The 20,107-nt window shown below is 41.8% G+C and carries 21 protein-coding genes; 11 read left to right on the top strand and 10 right to left on the bottom strand.

Annotated elements, in window-relative coordinates; translation table 11 throughout:
- Nucleotides 1-218 precede the first annotated feature (218 nt).
- Entirely contained in the window at nt 219-2,243 is a 2,025-nt protein-coding gene (locus tag WFH18_RS13070; RefSeq protein ID WP_164543316.1) for an NADPH-dependent 2,4-dienoyl-CoA reductase, read from the bottom strand.
- Nucleotides 2,244-2,409: 166 nt separating this feature from the next.
- On the opposite strand from WFH18_RS13070, the gene WFH18_RS13075 reads away from it, so the two are divergent.
- The 4 genes from WFH18_RS13075 (at nt 2,410) to WFH18_RS13090 (ending at nt 5,614) form a co-directional block, all read left to right on the top strand.
- On the top strand, nt 2,410-2,952 hold the full coding sequence (locus WFH18_RS13075) for a PadR family transcriptional regulator (RefSeq protein ID WP_005262757.1): 543 nt from the start codon (nt 2,410-2,412) through the stop codon (nt 2,950-2,952).
- A 20-nt stretch (nt 2,953-2,972) separates the two neighbouring features.
- Entirely contained in the window at nt 2,973-3,905 is a 933-nt protein-coding gene (locus tag WFH18_RS13080; protein ID WP_005103426.1) for an alpha/beta fold hydrolase, read from the top strand.
- Nucleotides 3,906-3,924: 19 nt separating this feature from the next.
- On the top strand, nt 3,925-4,629 hold the full coding sequence (locus WFH18_RS13085) for an SIR2 family NAD-dependent protein deacylase (RefSeq protein ID WP_005103428.1): 705 nt from the start codon (nt 3,925-3,927) through the stop codon (nt 4,627-4,629).
- 85 nt (nt 4,630-4,714) lie between these two features.
- A complete protein-coding gene (locus WFH18_RS13090; protein ID WP_005103429.1) occupies nt 4,715-5,614 on the top strand; it encodes a LysR substrate-binding domain-containing protein in 900 nt (299 codons plus the stop codon).
- A gap of 249 nt (nt 5,615-5,863) precedes the next feature.
- Here the strand turns inward: WFH18_RS13090 and map are convergent, their stop codons facing one another.
- The gene (gene map / locus WFH18_RS13095; RefSeq protein WP_004278735.1) at nt 5,864-6,658 is read right to left on the bottom strand and encodes a type I methionyl aminopeptidase; all 795 of its coding nucleotides are present in this window, start codon (nt 6,656-6,658) and stop codon (nt 5,864-5,866) included.
- Nucleotides 6,659-7,008: 350 nt separating this feature from the next.
- On the opposite strand from map, the gene brnQ reads away from it, so the two are divergent.
- Nucleotides 7,009-8,295, top strand: a complete 1,287-nt coding sequence (gene brnQ, locus WFH18_RS13100; protein ID WP_004278737.1) for a branched-chain amino acid transport system II carrier protein — start codon at nt 7,009-7,011, stop codon at nt 8,293-8,295.
- Nucleotides 8,296-8,883: 588 nt separating this feature from the next.
- Nucleotides 8,884-9,102 carry a hypothetical protein gene (locus tag WFH18_RS13105; protein ID WP_004645284.1) on the top strand — a complete coding sequence of 73 codons (219 nt, stop codon included), beginning with the start codon at nt 8,884-8,886 and terminating at the stop codon, nt 9,100-9,102.
- Between the two features lie 113 nt (nt 9,103-9,215).
- On the opposite strand, the gene WFH18_RS13110 is transcribed toward WFH18_RS13105, so the two are convergent.
- A complete protein-coding gene (locus tag WFH18_RS13110; RefSeq protein WP_005103432.1) occupies nt 9,216-9,674 on the bottom strand; it encodes a hypothetical protein in 459 nt (152 codons plus the stop codon).
- A 117-nt stretch (nt 9,675-9,791) separates the two neighbouring features.
- Between WFH18_RS13110 and WFH18_RS13115 the strand changes: the two genes are divergently transcribed.
- The gene (locus WFH18_RS13115; RefSeq protein ID WP_005103433.1) at nt 9,792-10,655 is read left to right on the top strand and encodes an alpha/beta hydrolase family protein; all 864 of its coding nucleotides are present in this window, start codon (nt 9,792-9,794) and stop codon (nt 10,653-10,655) included.
- Nucleotides 10,656-10,854: 199 nt separating this feature from the next.
- Here the strand turns inward: WFH18_RS13115 and WFH18_RS13120 are convergent, their stop codons facing one another.
- Complete coding sequence (locus WFH18_RS13120; RefSeq protein WP_005103435.1) at nt 10,855-11,076, bottom strand: hypothetical protein; 222 nt, start codon at nt 11,074-11,076, stop codon at nt 10,855-10,857.
- 203 nt (nt 11,077-11,279) lie between these two features.
- On the opposite strand from WFH18_RS13120, the gene WFH18_RS13125 reads away from it, so the two are divergent.
- Both WFH18_RS13125 and WFH18_RS13130 read left to right on the top strand, forming a co-directional pair.
- Nucleotides 11,280-11,675 carry a transposase family protein gene (locus WFH18_RS13125; protein ID WP_008306679.1) on the top strand — a complete coding sequence of 132 codons (396 nt, stop codon included), beginning with the start codon at nt 11,280-11,282 and terminating at the stop codon, nt 11,673-11,675.
- Complete coding sequence (locus WFH18_RS13130) at nt 11,623-12,093, top strand: IS5/IS1182 family transposase (protein ID WP_017482311.1); 471 nt, start codon at nt 11,623-11,625, stop codon at nt 12,091-12,093. The genes WFH18_RS13125 and WFH18_RS13130 overlap by 53 nt, the downstream gene beginning before the upstream one ends.
- A 14-nt stretch (nt 12,094-12,107) precedes the next feature.
- On the opposite strand, the gene WFH18_RS13135 is transcribed toward WFH18_RS13130, so the two are convergent.
- The 5 genes from WFH18_RS13135 to WFH18_RS13155 all read right to left on the bottom strand — a co-directional run bounded on the left by WFH18_RS13135 (nt 12,108) and on the right by WFH18_RS13155 (nt 17,216).
- Entirely contained in the window at nt 12,108-12,734 is a 627-nt protein-coding gene (locus WFH18_RS13135) for a hypothetical protein (RefSeq protein ID WP_228722566.1), read from the bottom strand.
- A 160-nt stretch (nt 12,735-12,894) separates the two neighbouring features.
- Nucleotides 12,895-15,534: a bifunctional aconitate hydratase 2/2-methylisocitrate dehydratase gene (locus WFH18_RS13140; protein WP_005103437.1), complete on the bottom strand. Its 2,640-nt coding sequence runs from the start codon at nt 15,532-15,534 to the stop codon at nt 12,895-12,897.
- Between the two features lie 297 nt (nt 15,535-15,831).
- Nucleotides 15,832-16,101 carry a hypothetical protein gene (locus tag WFH18_RS13145; RefSeq protein ID WP_005103439.1) on the bottom strand — a complete coding sequence of 90 codons (270 nt, stop codon included), beginning with the start codon at nt 16,099-16,101 and terminating at the stop codon, nt 15,832-15,834.
- Nucleotides 16,102-16,309: 208 nt separating this feature from the next.
- Nucleotides 16,310-16,669 (bottom strand): hypothetical protein, encoded by a 360-nt coding sequence (locus tag WFH18_RS13150; protein ID WP_005103441.1) that lies wholly within the window; start codon nt 16,667-16,669, stop codon nt 16,310-16,312.
- A 112-nt stretch (nt 16,670-16,781) separates the two neighbouring features.
- Nucleotides 16,782-17,216: an I78 family peptidase inhibitor gene (locus WFH18_RS13155; RefSeq protein ID WP_005103443.1), complete on the bottom strand. Its 435-nt coding sequence runs from the start codon at nt 17,214-17,216 to the stop codon at nt 16,782-16,784.
- Between the two features lie 350 nt (nt 17,217-17,566).
- Here WFH18_RS13155 and xseA point away from each other — a divergent pair, with 350 nt between their 5' ends.
- A complete protein-coding gene (xseA, locus tag WFH18_RS13160; RefSeq protein ID WP_005103444.1) occupies nt 17,567-18,838 on the top strand; it encodes an exodeoxyribonuclease VII large subunit in 1,272 nt (423 codons plus the stop codon).
- Entirely contained in the window at nt 18,828-19,022 is a 195-nt protein-coding gene (gene xseB / locus WFH18_RS13165) for an exodeoxyribonuclease VII small subunit (protein WP_005103445.1), read from the top strand. The genes xseA and xseB overlap by 11 nt, the downstream gene beginning before the upstream one ends.
- Before the next feature lie 228 nt (nt 19,023-19,250).
- Here the strand turns inward: xseB and WFH18_RS13170 are convergent, their stop codons facing one another.
- Nucleotides 19,251-19,451, bottom strand: a complete 201-nt coding sequence (locus WFH18_RS13170) for a hypothetical protein (RefSeq protein ID WP_005103446.1) — start codon at nt 19,449-19,451, stop codon at nt 19,251-19,253.
- Nucleotides 19,452-20,107 lie beyond the last annotated feature (656 nt).

Here is a 20,107-nt window from a genome sequence, read left to right on the forward strand (position 1 = left end):
AGGCTGTTATAGCGCTTGACAAGACGCTGATCCAGGCCAGAGATGTTAAATTGAAGAGCATGCTCTTCAATTTAACGCAAAGTTCAGGAATTGTGTAGATACCTATGCCCAAAGGGAGAGGGAGATAACACTTTTTATACCGATTTATCCCTCTCCTTATAGGAGATGAGTAGCACTGCTGCGCAAGGGAGAGGTTAATAAAGCTTGACGTTTTTAAATTAAATCACCGCCGCCAATTCAGCACCCTGACGGATTGCACGCTTGGCATCCAATTCACCCGCTTCTTTCGCTCCACCAATCAGATGCACATTTTTCCCGGCTGCTTTTAGCTCATCAAACATGGCGGTATAAGATTCCTGACCGGCACAAATAATCACATGATCGACTTCTAGTACTGCAGGTTTGTCATTCACGACGATATGTAAGCCCTGATCATCAATTTTTTCATAGCTGGCGCCCGCAATCATTTTTACGTCACGGTGTTTTAAACCGGTACGATGAATCCAGCCTGTGGTTTTACCCAGACTCGCGCCGACTGAAGCGGCTTTACGTTGCAATAAATAAATTTCACGTTGCGGTTTTTCTACATTTGCGGCTTTTAAGCCACCGACATTTTCATAGTCAGTATCAATACCCCATTCATCATAGAATTTTTCCGGATTGATACTGCCACTTTCCCCTTCATGGCTCAGGAATTCGGCTGTATCAAAACCAATACCACCTGCACCAATAATGGCAACTCGCTGACCCACTGGCTTACGCTCTTTCAGAACATCCAGATAAGACAGTACTTTTGCATGATCAATGCCTGGAATCTCAAGCTGACGCGGTGTCACGCCTGTTGCCACCACAATGTCATCAAAGTTTGACTGAGCCAGCTCTTCCAGACTCGCCTTATGATTCAGTTGCAATTTGATACGTGGCTCTAATTCAATCTGGCGTTTGAAATAACGCAAGGTTTCATAAAACTCTTCCTTGCCTGGAATAGTCTTGGCAATATTAAACTGTCCACCAATCTGAGCAGCGGCTTCAAATACCGTCACCTGATGACCACGATTTGCAGCATACACAGCAAAGCTTAAACCTGCAGGACCCGCACCAATCACGGCAATATTTTTTGCCACATTGGTTTCTTTAAAAATTAGTTCTGTTTCATAGCAGGCACGTGGATTGACCAGACAGGTGGCAATTTTCATTGAGAAAATATGATCCAGACAGGCCTGATTACAACCGATACAGGTATTGATCTCATCGCTACGACCCTGCTCCGCTTTCAAGACAAACTCAGAGTCTGCCAGCATTGGGCGGGCCATGGAAATCATATCAGCATCACCAGACGCCAATACATATTCAGCCATTTCCGGAGTATTAATACGGTTTGAAGTGATTAAAGGAATCTTCACCTGACCTTTCAGCTTACGCGTGACCCAAGTGAAGGCTGCACGTGGCACTTTGGTGGCAATGGTCGGAATACGCGCTTCATGCCAGCCAATGCCAGTATTGATAATGGTCGCACCGGCTTTTTCAATTTCTTTGGCCAACTGGATGACTTCTTCCAGAGTTGAACCGCCTTCGACCAGATCCAGCATAGATAGGCGATAAATAATGATAAAGTTCTCACCGACCATTTCACGGGTACGGCGTACGATTTCAATCGGGAAACGGATGCGGTTTGCATAGCTTCCACCCCACTCATCATCACGATGGTTGGTACGTGCTGCAATAAATTCGTTAATCAGATAGCCTTCCGAGCCCATGATTTCTACACCGTCATAACCGGCGTATTGAGCCAGCTTGGCACAATTGGCAAAATCATCAATGGTTTGCTGCACCTCAGCCGAAGTTAAAGCATGCGGTTTGACTGGATTGATCGGTGCCTGAATTGGGGATGGCGCGACATTTTCAGCCTGATAAGAATAACGTCCGGTATGCAGAATCTGCATGGCAATTTTCCCGCCCGCTTCATGTACGGCCTGGGTAATCACCTTATGCTTTTCAGCTTCTTCAATGGTGTCAAGTTTGGAACCGCCATGAAACGTTACGCCATGATCATTTGGTGAAATCCCGCCGGTGACGATTAAAGCGACTCCACCTTTGGCGCGCTCTGCATAAAAAGCTGCCATCCGATCATATCCGCCGGGTGCTTCTTCAAGACCAACGTGCATGGAACCCATTAATACGCGGTTTTTAAGTGTGGTAAAACCCAAGTTCAATGGGGCAAGTAAATTCGGATATTTAGACATTTCAACTCCTGAGCATGCGTTTAGGCTGGCTATTGTTTTAGCAACTGGCAGTTTGATCCCTCAATCTTTCCAGTTTAATGCAACTTGTTGCACTAATTTATATGCCAGAATTGATTTTTATGCAACATGTTGCATAATAATCCCGAGTCACTTTTTTGAGACGTTTATGTCTTTAGCGCATGTTTTATTGACCAGCCTGATTGAAAAACCTAGCACCGGAATCGAACTGGCTCGCCGTTTTGACCGTTCCATGGGCTTCTTCTGGAATGCCACTCATCAGCAGATTTATCGCGAGCTGAATGCCATGCTGCAAAAAGGCTGGATTTCGACGATAGAAGAGGAAGACTCGAATAGCCGCAAAAAGACTTATCAAGTGGAACGTCTGGGCCGGGAAGAACTGGCCAACTGGATGCTGCAACAAAGCCCACCGGCACAACTGCGCGAAGAACTGATGGTGCGTTTACGTGCCGAAGCCCAGCTTGGTGGCAATAACACCTTGGCAGAGCTGGAACGCCATCTAGAACTGCATAAAGAAAAACTGAAAACCTATCAGCAGATTTTTGCCAAGGACTTTGCCGAAGCGGACGAAACTGACCGTACCCTGTATATTCATAAAATGATTTTGCAACTGGGGATTGATCAGGAACTGGGCTGGATTTCCTGGCTGGAACAAGTCATTCCGCGACTCAAACAATTTGACGCAAAATAATTCTAAATACGGAGACACACATGCCCTTTTATCGCATGCCCGATGGTGAACAGCTATTTGTACGCGAATATGGTCAGGGACAGCCGGTACTGGTGCTCTCGGGACTTGGCATGCTGAGCTGGCAATGGAAAGCTTTTCTCTATCCGCATCAGAAAAATTTCTGTTTCATTATTCCAGAATGGCGCGGCTTTGGGGCTTCCAGTCGCTGTAAAATTCCGCAAGATCTCGATGCAATTTCCAGTCACTGGCTGGATGTGCGTTCAGTTCTGACCCAGCTAGAATTAGATCAAGTCATCGTCATTGCCTATTCCATGGGTGCAACCACCGCAATGCACGGCATGCATTATGACAACTTTTCCAGTCAGATTTCTGCTTATTTACATATCGATCAAACACCTAAAATTCCGGTCGATGATGCTTGGGCTTTTGGACTTTTTGGTCCACGTCATCAGGAATTTATCGACATCCTGCAGCAGCTCTCTGCCCTACTTGCACAATACCAGCAAGTTGAATTGATCCGCGATCTCGACATTTCGGTACGTAAACAAATCGCTGCCCTATGGCTAAAGTTTATTCAGCTACAAAATGAACAAAAATATAGTCTGAAAGCTTTCGCATTTATCCTAAATCAACCTCGCCTGCAAAGCCTGTTATTACCTTCCAGCCGGGTGGATTATATGGCGTGGTATATCAATAATTATTTATATCATCGTGAAGATTACCGCGAGGCTCTAGCTCAGCTTAGCTGTCCGGTGACCTTCTTTAGCGGTGTACAATCCAAGTTGTATCCTTTTGAAGGTCAGCGCCTGATTGCAGAAAGCCTGCCTCATGCCAAACAGATAATTTTCAGCAAGTCTGGCCATACGCCTTTACTGACTGAACCGCTAAAATTTTCCCGAGAACTTGGCATCTTCTTGAAAGAAAATTCGCAATCTAGCGGTTCAGCTACCTAAAGATTCAGGAGACAGAATAATGAAAAAGCTGGTGGTCTTTTCCGGTGCAGGCATGAGCGCCGAAAGTGGCATTAATACTTTTCGTGACAGTGATGGACTTTGGGAACAGCATCGTATAGAAGAAGTCGCCACACCCGAAGCCTGGGCCAAAAACCCACAACTGGTACAACGCTTTTATAATGCCCGCCGTAAAAACATTCTGGAAGCACAGCCAAATGCAGCCCATAAGCTGATCGCCAATCTTGAAGCTAACTTTGATGTGCATGTAATCACTCAAAATATTGATGACTTGCATGAACGTGCCGGCAGCTCCAAGGTGATCCATTTACATGGCAATATTCGTCTGGCCAAAAGCTCAGGCCCCGATGCACAAAGCACGACCGAGTTTTATCCAATTGAAGGTGCTGAATTAGATTTAAATCAACACTTTTGTAAGGCAGGCTATCCGTTACGTCCGCATGTGGTCTGGTTTGGCGAAGCCGTGCCCGCGTATGAAGAAGCCCAAGACTGTGTACAGGATGCCGATATTTTTGTGGTGATTGGCACCAGCCTACAGGTTTATCCGGTCGCCGGGTTAATTCATGATATTCCTGCGTACTGTCAGGCCTATTACATCGACCCGAAAGCCGAACAGCAGTATTTGCCTGCACAGTTTTACAAAATCCCCCAAAACGCGACCGATGGCATGCAAACACTGCTAGGTTTACTGAAATCCGCGAATTAAAATCTTTATGCACTACATTCTCTGATTGACAGTATGCAACAATCAATTTTTAATCAGCTTAACGTTGCAAGAATGGAATTAAACCATGCTGTCTGATCTGGATGACTTTTATTGTTTCGCTCAGGTGGTGGAACATGGCGGCTTTAGTGCAGCCGAACGTGCAACTGATATTCCCAAATCCAAACTTAGCCGCCGGGTGTTTAATCTGGAAGAGCGTCTGGGTGTACGTCTGATTCAGCGCAGTTCGCGTCATTTTGCTGTGACCGATATCGGCATGAATATTTACCGGCATGCCCAAGTCATGCTGAGTGCTGCACAGGCAGCGCATGATCTGGTGGATCATCTGAGTACCGAACCGCGCGGAACCATTAAAGTCAGTTTGCCAGTGTCTATTGCCCAGAATGAACTGGCAAAAATTCTGCCAGATTTTTTAAAGAAATATCCTGAAATTAAAGTCCAGATGATGATCACCAATCGCCGGGTCGATATTATCAATGAAGGCTTTGATCTGGCCTTACGTGTCCGTTCCAGCCTGGATGATGATCCGAATCTGGTGATTCGCCAGTTTGAAAAAATTGAGCAGCACTTATTCGCCAGTCAGGGTTATTTAAACGAATTTGGTGAACTGAAAAACCCTGAGCAACTGGCTGAGCATAAAATCCTGAGTATGGCCGAAGACCATACCGAACAGTTTCTGACCTTACAAAATGAACAGCAGGAACAGAAAAAAATCCGTGTCAGTCCAACCGTCATGGGTTCTGACCTAAATATGCTGGCACAACTGGCCGCGTCAGGCTCAGGCGTCACTTTGTTGCCAGATAACGTGGTCGAGCAGTACGTGGCAAGTGGTGAACTGGTTCGGGTGCTTCCTGACTGGAAAGCACCACATGGTATTTTCCATGTGGTTTATCCTTCACGTCGCGGCTTATTGCCCGCAGTCCGGGTCTTTATTGATTATCTGGTTGCTGAATTAAATCAGCGCTAAGTGAAGTACTTTTGAGAAAAACTGGACAAAAAAATAGCTCATTCTTGGGGAAAAATGAGCTAGAGAAACTTTCACTACAGCATAGTGAGCGAAAAAAAGGGAACCTATGTATCTGACTCTTAGTTTAATCAGATATAAAATCCTAAACCACTGTTTAATGTAGTGTTTTGTATGTTTTCGTCAGCAAGAACGAGTGAGTTGTAATTTATGTAAGTGGATTATCTTAATAAAGATCATTCAATCAATATTTTAAATTTCCGGATACTCACCTGTGCCTTCAGGCCAAGGCGACAAGACTTCAAACCCGGTTTCAGTCACATAAACCATATGTTCCCATTGGGCAGACCAGGATTTATCCGTGGTGACCACAGTCCAGCCATCTTTCAGCTCTTTGACGCGAGCTTTGCCCATATTCACCATTGGCTCAATAGTAAACACCATTCCCGGAACCAATTTAATGCCCTGACCTGGCTGACCATAATGCAGAATGTTTGGCTGTTCGTGATAGACCTTGCCGATGCCATGACCGCAATATTCACGCACAATGGAATAGCCTTCACGCTGGGCGACCGTTTGAATCGCATAACCAATATCACCCAAGGTCGCGCCCGGCTTCACCGCATGAATCCCGGCCACCATAGCTTCATAAGTGGTATTGACCAATCGCTTGGCTTCTGGAGATGGGGTTCCAACATAGTACATCCGGCTAGTATCACCGAAATAACCGTCTTTAATAATGGCAACATCAATATTGATAATATCGCCATCCTGCAGAACGACTTTTGATGATGGAATGCCATGACAAACCACTTCATTCGGTGAAATACAGGTGGTTTTGGTATAGCCATAATAGCCAATATTGGCTGGCGTCACTTTTAATGTATTGACAATAAAATCATGACAGAGATCATCCAGATATTCAGTCGTGACACCTGGCTTGACATGCCCCCCGATCATCGCTAAAACCTCTGCAGCCAAACGCCCAGATATCCGCAGTTTTTCAACATCTTGCTCAGTTTTAAGACTAATCGCTGGAGCTCGCATATACCTATCCTCACTATGAATCCCTGAATTATAATCCCTTTTTTGCGAAATATGTCGCAGTTGTTGAGTTTCAGCACAGCAATTTTCCTTGAAATAGGAATTTTCACTGCCGCTTATTTATACAAACAATAACTGGCATATTTTGATATCAAGTGTAGATATCTTTTGAGCTTATAAGGAAAAATATATTTTTCAGCGAATTATCAAACATATATTTCTACCAAGATTTGAATGACCGGTTATGTGATCCGCAAACTCACTAGAATCAAGGCTTCCAGCCTTAAAATAAACTCCAAAAAATTGGACATATACACTAAAATCGCTTTCTTTTGTTCTATTGATCTCCCTTTATGACAAGTCTGCGTACCCGGGATATTGTCGCCCTAGGTTTTATGACCTTTGCACTATTTATTGGTGCGGGCAACATTATCTTTCCACCGATTGTGGCTCAACAAGCCGGTGAACACGTATGGCTCGCTGCTTTAGGTTTCCTTATTACAGCAGTCGGCTTACCCGTGATTACCATTATTGCGTTGTCTCGCGTTGAAGGCTCCATTCAGGCACTAAGCTCGCCTCTGGGCAAAGCAGCCAGTATTTTGCTGACTGTAATCTGTTACTTAGCTGTTGGCCCTTTATTTGCGACGCCACGTACCGCAACCGTTTCTTATGAAATCGGTTTTTCATCTTACTTTGGCAATGAATCTGGCAGTCTGCTCATTTACAGCATCATCTATTTTGCTGTGGTCACCATCGTGTCCTTATATCCAAACAAGATTCTGGATACTGTCGGCTATTTCCTGTCGCCACTTAAAATTATTTCTTTGATAATTTTGGGTGTAGCAGCCGTGATGATTCCTGCCAGTAATCCGCCTACAGCGATCGATAATTACGTTACCAGTCCAGTGACTGAAGGCATCGTGAATGGTTATTTAACCATGGATACTTTAGGCGCTTTAGTTTTCGGTATTGTGATTGTCAAAGCCATTACTTCACGTGGCGTAACCGATAAAAAACTGATTACCAAATATGCGGTCAATGCCGGCATTATCTCTGGTATTGGTTTAACTCTGGTGTATTTAAGTCTGTTTAAACTTGGACTAGGTAGCCATGAGATTGCACCAAATGCAGCCAATGGTGCCATTATCCTGCATGCATATGTACAACATGCTTTTGGCGATATGGGTGCTTACTTCCTGTCTGGCATGATTTTTATTGCCTGTATGGTGACTGCAATTGGTCTGACTTGTGCCTGTGCTGAGTATTTCTCCAACTTGACCAAGATTCCATACAAGATCTTTGTATTTGTTCTGGTGGGCTTCTCACTAGTGATTTCAAACCTGGGTTTAACCAAACTGATTGCTGTTTCGGTTCCAGTCTTAAGCGCGATTTATCCGCCTGCAATTAGCGTCATTATGCTGAGCTTCTGTGCGAGCTTCTTCAAGAAACCATCTCATGTGATTGCGCCAGTGACCCTGGTGGCCTTGATCTTTGGTATTTTTGACGGATTAAAAGTCGCTGGTTTTGAATTGCCTGCATTACTGCAAAACTTACCTCTATCAGAACAGAATCTAGCCTGGTTTATTCCATCCATGATTGTATTGCTGATTACAGCTGTGATTGACCGTATTAGAAACTAAAATTTCTAGGATGTCTGAAAAATCGTATTTTTACCCAAAATCCGGTTTGAGCGTGATCAATAATTGTCAGGTTTTACCCAAACGGGCATTTATTGTTTCTTCATCATGGCATCAAATCACCGCTGTAAATCTGGATACTAAGATTTTCTATAAAATATGATGTATAGAATTGCACTTTAATTATTTTATTTTTTTATATAAATATAAACAGAAATTTTAATTTCCTGATTTTAGATACTTATTGTTGCCAACTTAAACCAAGTCCCCCTCCGAGTCATACGCAAGCTTACAAAGTATTGATTAACACTACATATCTTTGGCGTAGAATTTGCATTTTCTATCTGGTCGCATTGATCAAATGATGACTACATCTTATTTCCAAAATTAGCTGGAGGTGAAATCTGAAAATATAATTCTTGCCTAATCAAGTGATTATGTAGTTATACGACTAAAGATGACCATTTTGACTGTAAAAGCCTGCCACAGCAGTTGCAAAGGTCCAAATTAAACAGTACAACTATATATTCAATTCTGACTGATTAAATCTGCTTTAATCTTCAATAACATAAATAAATGGGAGGGATGGAGATGTTATCATTACATTTCAACAAGCAAGTCTTCATTGACGCTCTTAAAGCCAACAACACCAATCTGGTGACATTTATATGCACCACTTTTGCACTCATGCTGACTTTAACCGTCCATTGCTTAATTCAAGGTAATCTAAAACTTGAATACTTTGGCTATGCACTGATTGTCTCAGCTGCATTTTTCCTATGGGCTGCCATAGACCAGAAATACCGATAAACAAATTTTAAATTAGCCCAGATGGATGATTTGGCCAGTCATCCATCTGGTGAAAAAAGTGTTTTAACTTTCAAGCATTCCAGTATCCTTTCAGAATAACTATAAAAATAAGATTAAAATAATCCGATAAATGCTCCATAGAGCAAAATCCCTGTCCCGCCCAATTCTGCGACAATTAAACCTAGCATGGCGAAAGTCATCAAACTTCCTGGCAAATGAAATTTACCCAGTTGATGCGGCTGTTTAAACTGATTCGTCGTGTCTTTCAGGAAACCATGCAACATATAAGCGGCAATCGAGAAGCTAAAAAACAGAATATTGACCAGTACGCAAATCAGATTCACCATACTCGGCAACACTGAACAATAGGCTAGCACTGCCAGAATTAAAGTTGCGGGTGCATAAAGTAGGCTGCTACGATGTGCAATATCGACATAATAATGTGCACGTGACTGAGGCGATTGACGAATCTGCCAATATTTCCAGACGCCGGTGAACATCCCGATCCACAAGAATATTCCACTAAAAATAATGGCTATTTTAACGGCCAGCTCAAGTTCCATTAGCTGCATAAGTTTATTCCATCTCTATTATTTTACTGACTTTTAAGTCATGTTTTCCCCAAGCTACCCTGCTAAAAACCTATACAGTAAAAGCTTCATGGGATGATAAAAATCATAGTGTAACGTATGTCTGAATTTGAAACATTGACTCTCCAGTGCCAAGATGGCTATCGCTTAAGTGCACGTTTTTATGCAGCTATTTCTGAAACTGACAAACTTCCAGTATTAGTCTGCCCGGCAACTGGCATTACTAAACAGTTTTATCATCAGTTTTGTGTGTGGTTACAAGCGCAAGGCTATGCGGTTATGGTCTTTGATTTCCGGGGGATTGGTGATTCACTACATGGCCCGTTGAAAAATTCAAAAGCCAGTATTGTGCAATGGGGTCAACTGGATATACCGGCCGCAATAGATGCTTTATCAACGCGTACTAATGCAGAAAAAGTGATACTACTTGGACATAGTGCCGGTGGTCAGCTTTTAGGAATCGTACCAAATCATCATAAAGTCGCAAAAGTGGTGGCTGTCTCTGGCTCTACCGGACATGTGAAAGGACTCAAAGGCAAAACCAAGTTACTTGCGCCAGTGATGTTTAATGTCATTTTCCCACTGGCACGCTTCACTAAAGGCTATGGCCCGACTCAAGCGATTGGTATGGGTGAAAACCTGCCGAAAGATGTAGCTCGCGAATGGGCGCAGTTCTGTAGTAAACCGGGTTATGTAATCAACGCGATTGGTAAAAATATTGCACCATCCCATGATTATCATGCGCAAATCACCTGCCCTATGACTGCAATCTGGTCATCGGATGATGAGATTGCCACCGAAGCCAATGTGAAAGATTTACTACGTTTATATCCAAACGCAAAAACCCAAATAATTGAACTTAAACCTAAAAGTTATGCCTATAAGGCCATTGGTCATATGCTGATGTTTAAAAAATCGCATCAGAATTTATGGCCGGTGATTGAGCAACAATTGGCTGTTTAAATCAGATTTAGATGGTTATTTGCAGGCTGCTGTGTTCTAATACGCTTAGTTTGAGATGAGCCTCTTACAGTATATGGGCTTGACCTATATACGACTAGCCCCTAACCATGGGGCTTTTTATTGTCTGAATATTTTAAAACGTATATAAAAATGGGCTGACGATAACGCCAACCCATGTCTTTCTTTATCGAATTAAATATTATTTTGTCTCAATGTCATAAACCCAATTTCGTGCCTGTTTGTCTGTGGTCGTTTCACAAACATAATAGTCGTGATCCCATGAATCAGGATGGAAGATTTCCTTTTTGGTATAAGTGACATTTTTGCCTTTTTCGACACAGATAAAACTGTCACCTTGGTCTTTGACTTGGGTTCCATTGAGGAAACCACCAATACAGAGGAAGCGGGATTGTTTGGGCATTTTACGTCAACTTTCAATAATTTTTAATGTTTGAATTAAATAATATATTTAATAAATGTGTAATTTACAGAAGTTTTTTAATATATGACTATCTGAAAAATGATATTACTTTACATTAGATCTCTTTCATAAATCAAAAAACGACCTTCTTTTTGGTTAATATTTGCACTCCGGATTTCTTGGCATTCGTGCATAATCTGCGGATGAAATACATCGATTCAAACAAGCTTTCTGATCCTCAGTTCAAGCGATACACAGGCATCTCATGGTCAACTTTCTATTTGATGGTTGAGCAATTGCAGAAGCATGTCTCTGCCAAAGGCAGACCGCCCAAGTTAAGCCTGGAGGATCAGGTTCTGCTCTGTCTGAGCTATTGGCGGGAATACCGAACCTTATTTCACGTTGCGACGAGTTACGGGGTTTCAGAGCCCACAGCCTCAAGAATTGTCCGTCATGTTGAAGACTGCCTGATTCGGTCCAATCTGTTTAATTTACCCAAAGATTTACCCGAGGGCGAAGGCATCGACTGGAATGTTGTGATCGTGGATGCCACGGAAATTCCAATCCAAAGACCTAAAAAAACAGAAGAAAAGCTATAGCGGCAAGAAAAAGACCTATACCTTTAAAGTACAGGCCATGATTCACTACAAAACTCAGCAAATTATGAGTTTATGTACCAGTCGCGGTGCAGTGCATGATTTCGAGTTGTTCAAACGCAATTTAAACCAGATTCCTTTTGGGGCTTTTATCCTTGCAGATAAAGGCTATCAGGGGATTTATGTGTTGTATCCGAATAGCCTGTTGCCATTAAAAGCCAAAAGACACTGTAAATTGGATCCTGAATTGAAAATCTATAATCAAGAAATCAATAAAAGAAGAATCGGAATTGAGCATGTATTTGGCAGCCTGAAAACCTTCAAAATTCTTGCTGAGCGTTATCGAAATAGAGGTAAAAGGCTTGGTTTGAGATTCAATTTAATCGCTGGAATCTACAACTTGGAGCTGAGTAAAAAATGATTTATGAAAGACATCTATTCTTCATAAAACCACATTTGTACTACCAGCATATTATTAAAAGTGTCTTGATAAAATGCATATTGGAAAATCTCAGGATTATCGCCCTTTCTTTTAATATTCTTAAATTTATTAGAATAATAATCCTCCATTTGACTTTGTTGTTCTATCCAATTTTTATCAAGGATTGGTGAGAATAGAGGAGTTGAGTGTATTGACCCCTTATATTTCTTTCCAAATTCATAATAATAAAGTCCTAGAGCACAACATTTTAAAACTTCTTTTAATCTATCTCTATCTATTGTTAACTCTAAAGCCTCAAAAATATCTTCTGACTCTGGATCTTTTATTTTTACTGTTCTAGCTGTCGATAGTAATTTTTCTTTTAGTTTAGAAATTCGATCCTTTCTGGTCCAAGAACGCATTACCTTACTTTCAAAATTTAAAAGTCCATATTTACCCGTTTGAATCGTCATTGACAAAACATTAAACAGATATTCATCATCACCTGACTTCTTACAATTATGATCCACGCATGAAGGTGCCTTGATTAGGGCTTTCCTTAAATCTAGGCTAATATCTTTTAAGTCCTTCTTTTCTGGAAATAAGCATTTTGGTGGCACGTGTTCTTTTGTTGTCGCCAAATTATCACACATATAGCAAGTATGATTATTCATATAAAAAAAATAAGGGCTGATTACTCAGCCCTTATCTTATACCGCTTATTGCTTAATTAACAAAGCAAATCATAGATTTGCTCTTGCGCTAGGGAAAAGCCTTTCGGCTTTTCTTAGTCCTAGCTCATTAAGTTAACTGAGCAGCAGCAATTTTCTTAGTATCAACGTCTTTAGCAGCGTTAGTATATTCGCTCATCTTGTCGAAGCTTAAGTATTGATAGATGTCAGCTGACATGCTGTCAATTTGAGCTGCGTACTGTTGGTATTCTTCTGGAGAAGGTAATTTACCCAATACAGCAGCAACAGAAGCAAGTTCAGCAGAAGCCAGGTAAACGTTAGCACCTTGACCTAAACGGTTCGGGAAGTTACGCGTAGAAGTCGATACACAAGTCGTGTTCGGAGCTACACGTGCCTGGTTACCCATACACAATGAACAACCTGGCATTTCAGTACGCGCGCCAGCTTTACCATAAATGTTATAGAAACCTTCTTCCATCAACTGATGTTCGTCCATACGCGTCGGTGGAGCGATCCACAAACGAGTTGACAATGCACCACCAGGAACTTTCTCAAGCAACTTACCAGTTGCACGGAAGTGACCGATGTTAGTCATACAAGAACCAACGAATACTTCGTCAATTTTCGCGCCTTGAACGTCAGAAAGAAGTTTTGCATCATCTGGATCGTTCGGGCAGCAAAGAATAGGTTCTTTGATGTCTGCAAGATCGATTTCATACACTTTCGTGTATTCAGCATCAGCATCCGCTTTGATCAGGCTTGGATTAGCCAACCATTTTTCCATGTTCTCAACACGACGAGCCATAGTACGCGCATCGCCATAACCTTCAGAAATCATCCACTTCAACATGGTGATGTTTGAACGAAGGTATTCAGCAACTTTCTCTTCAGAAAGTGTGATAGAACAACCTGCAGCAGAACGTTCAGCAGAAGCATCAGAAAGTTCGAACGCTTGCTCAACAGTCAGGTCAGTTTCCATTTCTGTTAAGTCGATCTCAAGGATACGACCAGAGAAGATGTTTTTCTTACCTTTCTTCTCTACAGTTAAGTCACCTTCCTTAATTGCGTAGTAAGGAATTGCATGTACAAGGTCACGTAGAGTGATACCAGGCTGCATTTTACCTTTGAACTTCACAAGTACAGATTCAGGCATGTCTAATGGCATAACACCAGTTGCTGCAGCGAACGCTACAAGACCAGAACCCGCCGGGAATGAAATACCGATTGGGAAACGAGTATGCGAGTCACCACCAGTACCAACGGTATCTGGAAGAAGCATACGGTTTAACCAAGAGTGGATAATACCGTCACCTGGACGTAGAGAAACACCACCACGGTTCATGATGAAATCAGGAAGCGTGTGTTGCATTTGAACGTCAACTGGTTTTGGATACGCAGCTGTGTGACAGAAAGATTGCATTACCAGGTCAGCAGAGAAGCCTAGGCAAGCCAAGTCTTTCAATTCGTCACGAGTCATTGGACCTGTTGTATCTTGCGAACCAACAGTAGTCATCTTAGGTTCACAGTAAGTACCTGGAAGTACGCCTTGACCTTCAGGAAGACCACAAGCGCGACCAACCATCTTCTGAGCTTGAGTGAAACCTTTGCCAGTTGCAGCAGGTTGAACCGGAGTACGGAACATTGTAGATACTGGAAGACCTAAAGCTTCACGAGCCTTAGTCGTCAAACCACGACCAACGATCAGGTTAATACGACCGCCAGCACGTACTTCGTCTAGAAGTACTGGAGTTTTAAGTTCAGCTTCAGCGATTTGCGCGCCGTCTTTGAACGCAGTTACTTTAGCAGCAGCGTGATCGATCTTAAGAACGATTTCGTCGCCCATGTTCATGTTAGCAACATCGATCTCGATCGGTAACGCACCAGCATCTTCCATCGTGTTGAAGAAAATTGGAGCGATTTTAGAACCTAGGCAGTAACCACCGTCTTTTTTGTTCGGGATGTGCGGAATGTCGTCACCGAAGAACCAAAGTACAGAGTTAGTTGCAGATTTACGAGATGAACCTGTACCAACAACGTCACCTACGTAAGCAACCTGGTTGCCTTTCGCGATCAATTCTTTGATTTGGTTAAGTGGACCTACTTCACCAGGAACTTCTGGATTGATCCCGTCACGTACGTTTTTCAACATTGCATTTGCGTGCAATGGAATGTCTGGACGGCTCCAAGCGTCTTGTGCAGGTGACAAGTCGTCAGTGTTGGTTTCGCCAGTTACTTTGAAAACAGTCAGTTTGATTTCTTCAGGAACGTCTTTACGGCTAGTGAACCATTCAGCGTCAGCCCAAGACTGCATCACTGCTTGAGCATTTGCGTTACCAGCTTTTGCTTTATCAGCAACGTCATGGAATGCATCAAATACAAGAAGCGTTTTTTTCAATGCTTCAGCTGCAAGTTCAGCAAGCTCAGCATTATCTAAAAGTTCAACTAAAGGTGCTACGTTATAACCACCAAGCATAGTACCTAGTAAGTAAACAGCACGTTCTTTAGAAACGAGTGGAGAGGTTGCTTCACCTTTTGCCAATGCAGCTAAGAACGCAGCTTTTACATATGCAGCTTGGTCAACACCTGCTGGTACACGGTTTTCAAGCAAATCTACCAAGTATGCTTCTTCACCAGCTGGCGGGTTTTTTAGTAGTTCAACTAATGCAGCTGTTTGGGCATCGTCAAGTGGCTTCGGTGGGACTCCGAGTGCGGCACGTTCTTCAACGTGTTGGCGGTAAGCTTCTAGCACAGTGTTATTCCTCTTTTTTAAAAAATTACTTATGAATTCCTGCTTATTCCAAGCTTCATAAATAATATGGACTCCGAAATTTTACTAAATTTCCAGTTAAAAGTTAATGCAACTCAAGTGTTTCTTCGTGATGCTCGTTATTTTATAACTAAATGATGCTCTTAATGATTATTCCATAATCAGTTCCAGCTTACACCACACAAAACAAGCCCATGAATAGGCCCTTTTAACTGAATTTAATGCATAAAAAAGGCAACCCTGATGTTGCCTGATTTGAAGTTAAAAAGATACTCCACCTTAGTGTACAGTGGTCGAGTTTAAATACTGCTGATATGAGTCTCGGCAGCCTTGGAATTTCACCACGCATTCATCTTCATAGGTGCTACTGTGATTATTGCTGGCAAAGGAAATATCAATCTGATAAAGCTTTTTATCTTGTTCTAGCATCTTCTTTAAAACGACTTTGTCACCAACGCTGAGTACATAGCGACTGCCGCCAATAATGACCACACCTTCTTCATCTTCCAGCAGTAGATCAGAATGATGCAAATATCTTACGACTTCCATATTGTGCTACTCCTTGGTTAATTGGAGTTAAATTCATTATTCAATATAAAGATAAGTATTTCTATATTTTAGATTTAAAAATTGTCACAAAGTGTACATTTTGCTTAGGCTATTTCTATTTTTCAGTCTTTTGAAGATGCGTATGTTTAAATACATTTAATGGGAAATATTAGTTGGAAATTTTATCCAGATATAAAAAAACCGTCCTTTAGAACGGTTTGTAATCTGGTAATTCATCATGCGGTGTCGCAATACACTTTGCAGTAAATTCAGCGCGGACTTTTTCACGGGCTGCTTTTACATCTACCTTAATCTCTTCGGCTGGAATCGCATAGACTTCATCAATAATATTCAGGATAAAACCTTTGGTGGTTTCATCATCGATCTTGTTAGCATGCTCGATTGCTTTTTCTTTCTCAATCGCATTCTGACGATCCAGCATAATGGTACGCGCCGCATTACCGACGCTTCGACAATAACCTTGCCACTGCTCTTCAGGGGTTAAGGGTTTCTTCTCGGCACAACCGGCCAGCGCCAGCATAAACGATAAAGCCAATAACTTTTTCATGAATTTCTCCTTCCGAGGGGCAATATAAAAGATCGGGGAAGATTTGTCATTTCAAAATGCCAGTTGTATGGAATTAAAAAAGCCCACTAATGGGCTTTTTCATTTTGTGTAATTAACCACATGAAGCCTGGATAATCTTTTTGCTTGTAGGATCCACCGTTACAGTCACTCGTTCTTCACGATAATCCATCGTCACCGCTTGACCCGGCTCAACCATACGTACAATTTGTGCCTTGGTTTTCTGCTTGATTTGCGCTTCAGTCAAATTGGACTGACCCACCAATGCCGCTGCCTGATCAGCAATACATTTAGGTTGATTCATGTGCAGTAATTCCCACTCCTCGACCACCTGACCATTCTTTAAATGGCAATATCCGACCTGACCATTGCTTTCAGTACGAATCTCAAGCTTGCCACCCTGATTGACACAATAAGCGCTTGCAGGATTCGCTGAACCTATTTTAGGAGCTTCCGTCTCAGATTGCGGCGTGGTGGTACATGCGCTTAGAGCGAAAGCCAGCAAACCGAACAACATTGTTTTTTTCATGAGAGCCTATTCTTCTTCAATAATTCTTCACCAATTTAGCATATTTCCTTGTCCTTGCCAGAGACAAGTCTGTGTACATTTTTAACCGTACTTTTTCATTAAAAAATGGAAATAAGACCTTTGTAAATTAAGGACTTCAACGCTATAACTTCTTTCAATGAACAAGAAAAACAGAAGAGAAGAACCTCTACAAAATACGAAAATTCCGGATGAATAGTCTGAACCAAGTAATTATGCACCTCAATAGCATTGCATTGTCATTACATCAATCAAATATGACTTCACTTTTAGATTTGTGATCTGTGCTGGATTGATTTAATATTTGATTGAATTTTAAACTTTCTATTGGCATGACAGACGATCCTCAACTCTCCCTCAAGGAATATCTTGCTACGGTTCAGGAAGTGGTCAAACTCACTTTCGATACACCAGTATGGGTCAAAGCCGAGATTCGTAATCTAAGTATTAAAGCTGGCCATTATTATCTGGAGCTGGCAGAAAAAGAAGTCGATAGTGATCAGGTCATTGCCAGTTGCCGAGCAACCATCTGGAAATTTAGTGCCCAGAAAATTGTCACGCAGTTTGAACGTGAAAGCGGGATTGAGCTGAGTCGTGATTTGAAAGTGCTGATTAAAGTCAAAGCTAATTTCGATCCGCAGTATGGTTTTTCTTTAAATATCGTTGAAATTGATTCAGGCTATACCCTGGGAGATATTGCCCGGCGTTATCAGCAGATTGTTGAGCGCTTGACAACTGAAGGACTGATTCAACGCAATAAAAACTTGCCCAGCCCTTTTGACCTGAACCGGATTCTGGTGATTGCTCCCGAAAATGCAGCAGGCCTGGGAGATTTCAAAAAAGATGCCGATGCACTACAGCGTGCGCAGGTGTGTGAGTTTGTCTATCACAGTGCGACTTTTCAGGGAAATACCGCCCCGCAAAGTATTATGTACAGTCTGGCACAAGCGCTCAAACAATGGGCTCAGACCTATAACACTGCCCCGGATCTGATTGTGATTATACGAGGGGGTGGCGCAGTCAATGATCTGGCTTATTTGAATGATTATGATCTGGCTGCCCTGCTTTGCAAGCGTTCGGTGCCGGTATGGGTCGGCATCGGGCATGAAAAAGACCGTACCATTCTGGATGAGATTGCGCATCGCTCCTTTGATACTCCGAGTAAAGTCATTGCAGGAATCCGCAATCATATCTTTGAACTAACCCAGGATGTCCTGAATTATCTACAGCGCATTCAGCGTTTATCCCAGCAACAGATTCAAGCTTATCAAAATCAGAATGATCAATTTTTGAAACTGATTCAAAGTCTGGCCAACAACCAGATTATGGATGCGCTGCAACGTCTGCAACAGATCAAGGCCAATACTACCAGTCTGGCCCAGCAGCATACCCAGCTGATTAATCAGCAGCTTGATGCCCTGATGCGGGAAACGCTACTACAAAATCCTAAACATGTTTTATCCAAGGGTTATGCCATCGTGCGCCAGCAAGAACATGTGGTTGCCTCTATTCAACAGATTCAGTCCAGCGATCTGGTTGAAGTCGAATTACATGACGGCATTTTTTCAGCACAACTTATACAGGTACTTCCTCATGAATCATGATACTTTGAGCTTCCAACAAGGCTATGACATCTTGAAAAAGAATGCGGAATTGCTCGAATCTCAGCAAGAACCGGATATTGATAACTTGATGAAAATCGTGGAAGAATCCATGACCGCCTATAAAGCTTGCAAGGCACGGGTTGAAGCGGTTCAAACTGCGTTAAATGATACTTTTAAAGATTAATTGGATGTCATTTCAAATATTAGCTTAGACTATTCTGCTAGATTGAGTTGACATAAAAGCTCTCATTCATGGGGGCTTTTTTATTAAGTGAAAAAAATCATTTCAATGACTATTTAAATTTTCTAGATGGGGATTTTGATCAATCCGCTCAATTCTAAATGGGAAATATTGTATTTTCATTCTCATCCACCAGACGATAAAAAGCCCAATATTGAATTGGGCTTTTTATTACTCTTCAATTTCTATAGGATCACCGTCTTCAGGGCGAATATGACGCGTCCCATCATCCGCAGGATCAACACTAGAACCATCTTTGGTAATAGCATTGTACATTTCATCCTCTTTCTTATCATCGATAAATTCTTCATCTTCGAAATCTTGAGGCTCACTATCGTCGTCAAAGTTCAAAGGCTTTTCTTCATTTATCATGGCGATCCATCACTTATTTAACCAATAAAATATCATGCTCAAATATTTGAAAGATTCATTCAAGAGTCAACGATGATCATTTGTGTAACTGAATAAACACAATAGTCATTGGAACATTACTTTTCTATCGACAAAAAAATGCCTCCTTAGGGAAGGAGGCTGAAATTGGAAAGAAACTACAGCGATAGAATCTATTCATGAATTATATATAAACTTATAATTTATACATTAGCATAATATTACATTAATTTTTCAATTAAAAAGCCCGCTTACTCTTTCAAATAAGCGGGCTAGTGCTGTAGTCATTTTCTTCGTATTATTTGCGTCTTCTTGTTTTCGCAAAATGACTATAGCACTGTGAATTTATCAATAAAGTATAGGGAGTATTAATAAACTGTTTTCTTACATTTGCTTTAAGTTACTTTTCGTTCAATAAGCTATACATATTAAAAAAGCCCATCTTTCGATGGGCCTTCCCCTTTATCACTTTTGCGCTGATTCAGGTATGTTGTCAAAGTGAGCAACGACTAGAAAATACGCAAGATATTAGACCTCTTGCGAAAGTAAAAACTGCCTCAATATAGATTTCATGAAATATCAGAAATTAAATCGTTTTTCAGATTCTGAATTCCAGCGCTTGGTTGGTGTACCTCGAG

Origin of the sequence: Acinetobacter sp. USHLN143 (assembly GCF_037145695.1) — a bacterium.
In the GTDB taxonomy this organism is placed as follows: domain Bacteria; phylum Pseudomonadota; class Gammaproteobacteria; order Pseudomonadales; family Moraxellaceae; genus Acinetobacter; species Acinetobacter fasciculus.

Coding starts and splice junctions, on each gene's coding strand:
- WFH18_RS13075 (WP_005262757.1), top strand. CDS start 2,410: ATGTCTTTAGCGCATGTTTTATTGACCAGCCTGATTGAAAAACCTAGC.
- WFH18_RS13090 (WP_005103429.1), top strand. CDS start 4,715: ATGCTGTCTGATCTGGATGACTTTTATTGTTTCGCTCAGGTGGTGGAA.
- WFH18_RS13155 (WP_005103443.1), bottom strand. CDS start 17,216: ATGAAAAAAACAATGTTGTTCGGTTTGCTGGCTTTCGCTCTAAGCGCA.
- WFH18_RS13105 (WP_004645284.1), top strand. CDS start 8,884: ATGTTATCATTACATTTCAACAAGCAAGTCTTCATTGACGCTCTTAAA.
- WFH18_RS13170 (WP_005103446.1), bottom strand. CDS start 19,451: ATGATAAATGAAGAAAAGCCTTTGAACTTTGACGACGATAGTGAGCCT.
- xseA (WP_005103444.1), top strand. CDS start 17,567: ATGACAGACGATCCTCAACTCTCCCTCAAGGAATATCTTGCTACGGTT.
- WFH18_RS13130 (WP_017482311.1), top strand. CDS start 11,623: ATGCCACGGAAATTCCAATCCAAAGACCTAAAAAAACAGAAGAAAAGC.
- WFH18_RS13125 (WP_008306679.1), top strand. CDS start 11,280: ATGAAATACATCGATTCAAACAAGCTTTCTGATCCTCAGTTCAAGCGA.
- WFH18_RS13150 (WP_005103441.1), bottom strand. CDS start 16,669: ATGAAAAAGTTATTGGCTTTATCGTTTATGCTGGCGCTGGCCGGTTGT.
- WFH18_RS13110 (WP_005103432.1), bottom strand. CDS start 9,674: ATGCAGCTAATGGAACTTGAGCTGGCCGTTAAAATAGCCATTATTTTT.
- WFH18_RS13070 (WP_164543316.1), bottom strand. CDS start 2,243: ATGTCTAAATATCCGAATTTACTTGCCCCATTGAACTTGGGTTTTACC.
- WFH18_RS13115 (WP_005103433.1), top strand. CDS start 9,792: ATGTCTGAATTTGAAACATTGACTCTCCAGTGCCAAGATGGCTATCGC.
- WFH18_RS13145 (WP_005103439.1), bottom strand. CDS start 16,101: ATGGAAGTCGTAAGATATTTGCATCATTCTGATCTACTGCTGGAAGAT.
- brnQ (WP_004278737.1), top strand. CDS start 7,009: ATGACAAGTCTGCGTACCCGGGATATTGTCGCCCTAGGTTTTATGACC.
- WFH18_RS13085 (WP_005103428.1), top strand. CDS start 3,925: ATGAAAAAGCTGGTGGTCTTTTCCGGTGCAGGCATGAGCGCCGAAAGT.
- WFH18_RS13120 (WP_005103435.1), bottom strand. CDS start 11,076: ATGCCCAAACAATCCCGCTTCCTCTGTATTGGTGGTTTCCTCAATGGA.
- xseB (WP_005103445.1), top strand. CDS start 18,828: ATGAATCATGATACTTTGAGCTTCCAACAAGGCTATGACATCTTGAAA.
- WFH18_RS13080 (WP_005103426.1), top strand. CDS start 2,973: ATGCCCTTTTATCGCATGCCCGATGGTGAACAGCTATTTGTACGCGAA.
- map (WP_004278735.1), bottom strand. CDS start 6,658: ATGCGAGCTCCAGCGATTAGTCTTAAAACTGAGCAAGATGTTGAAAAA.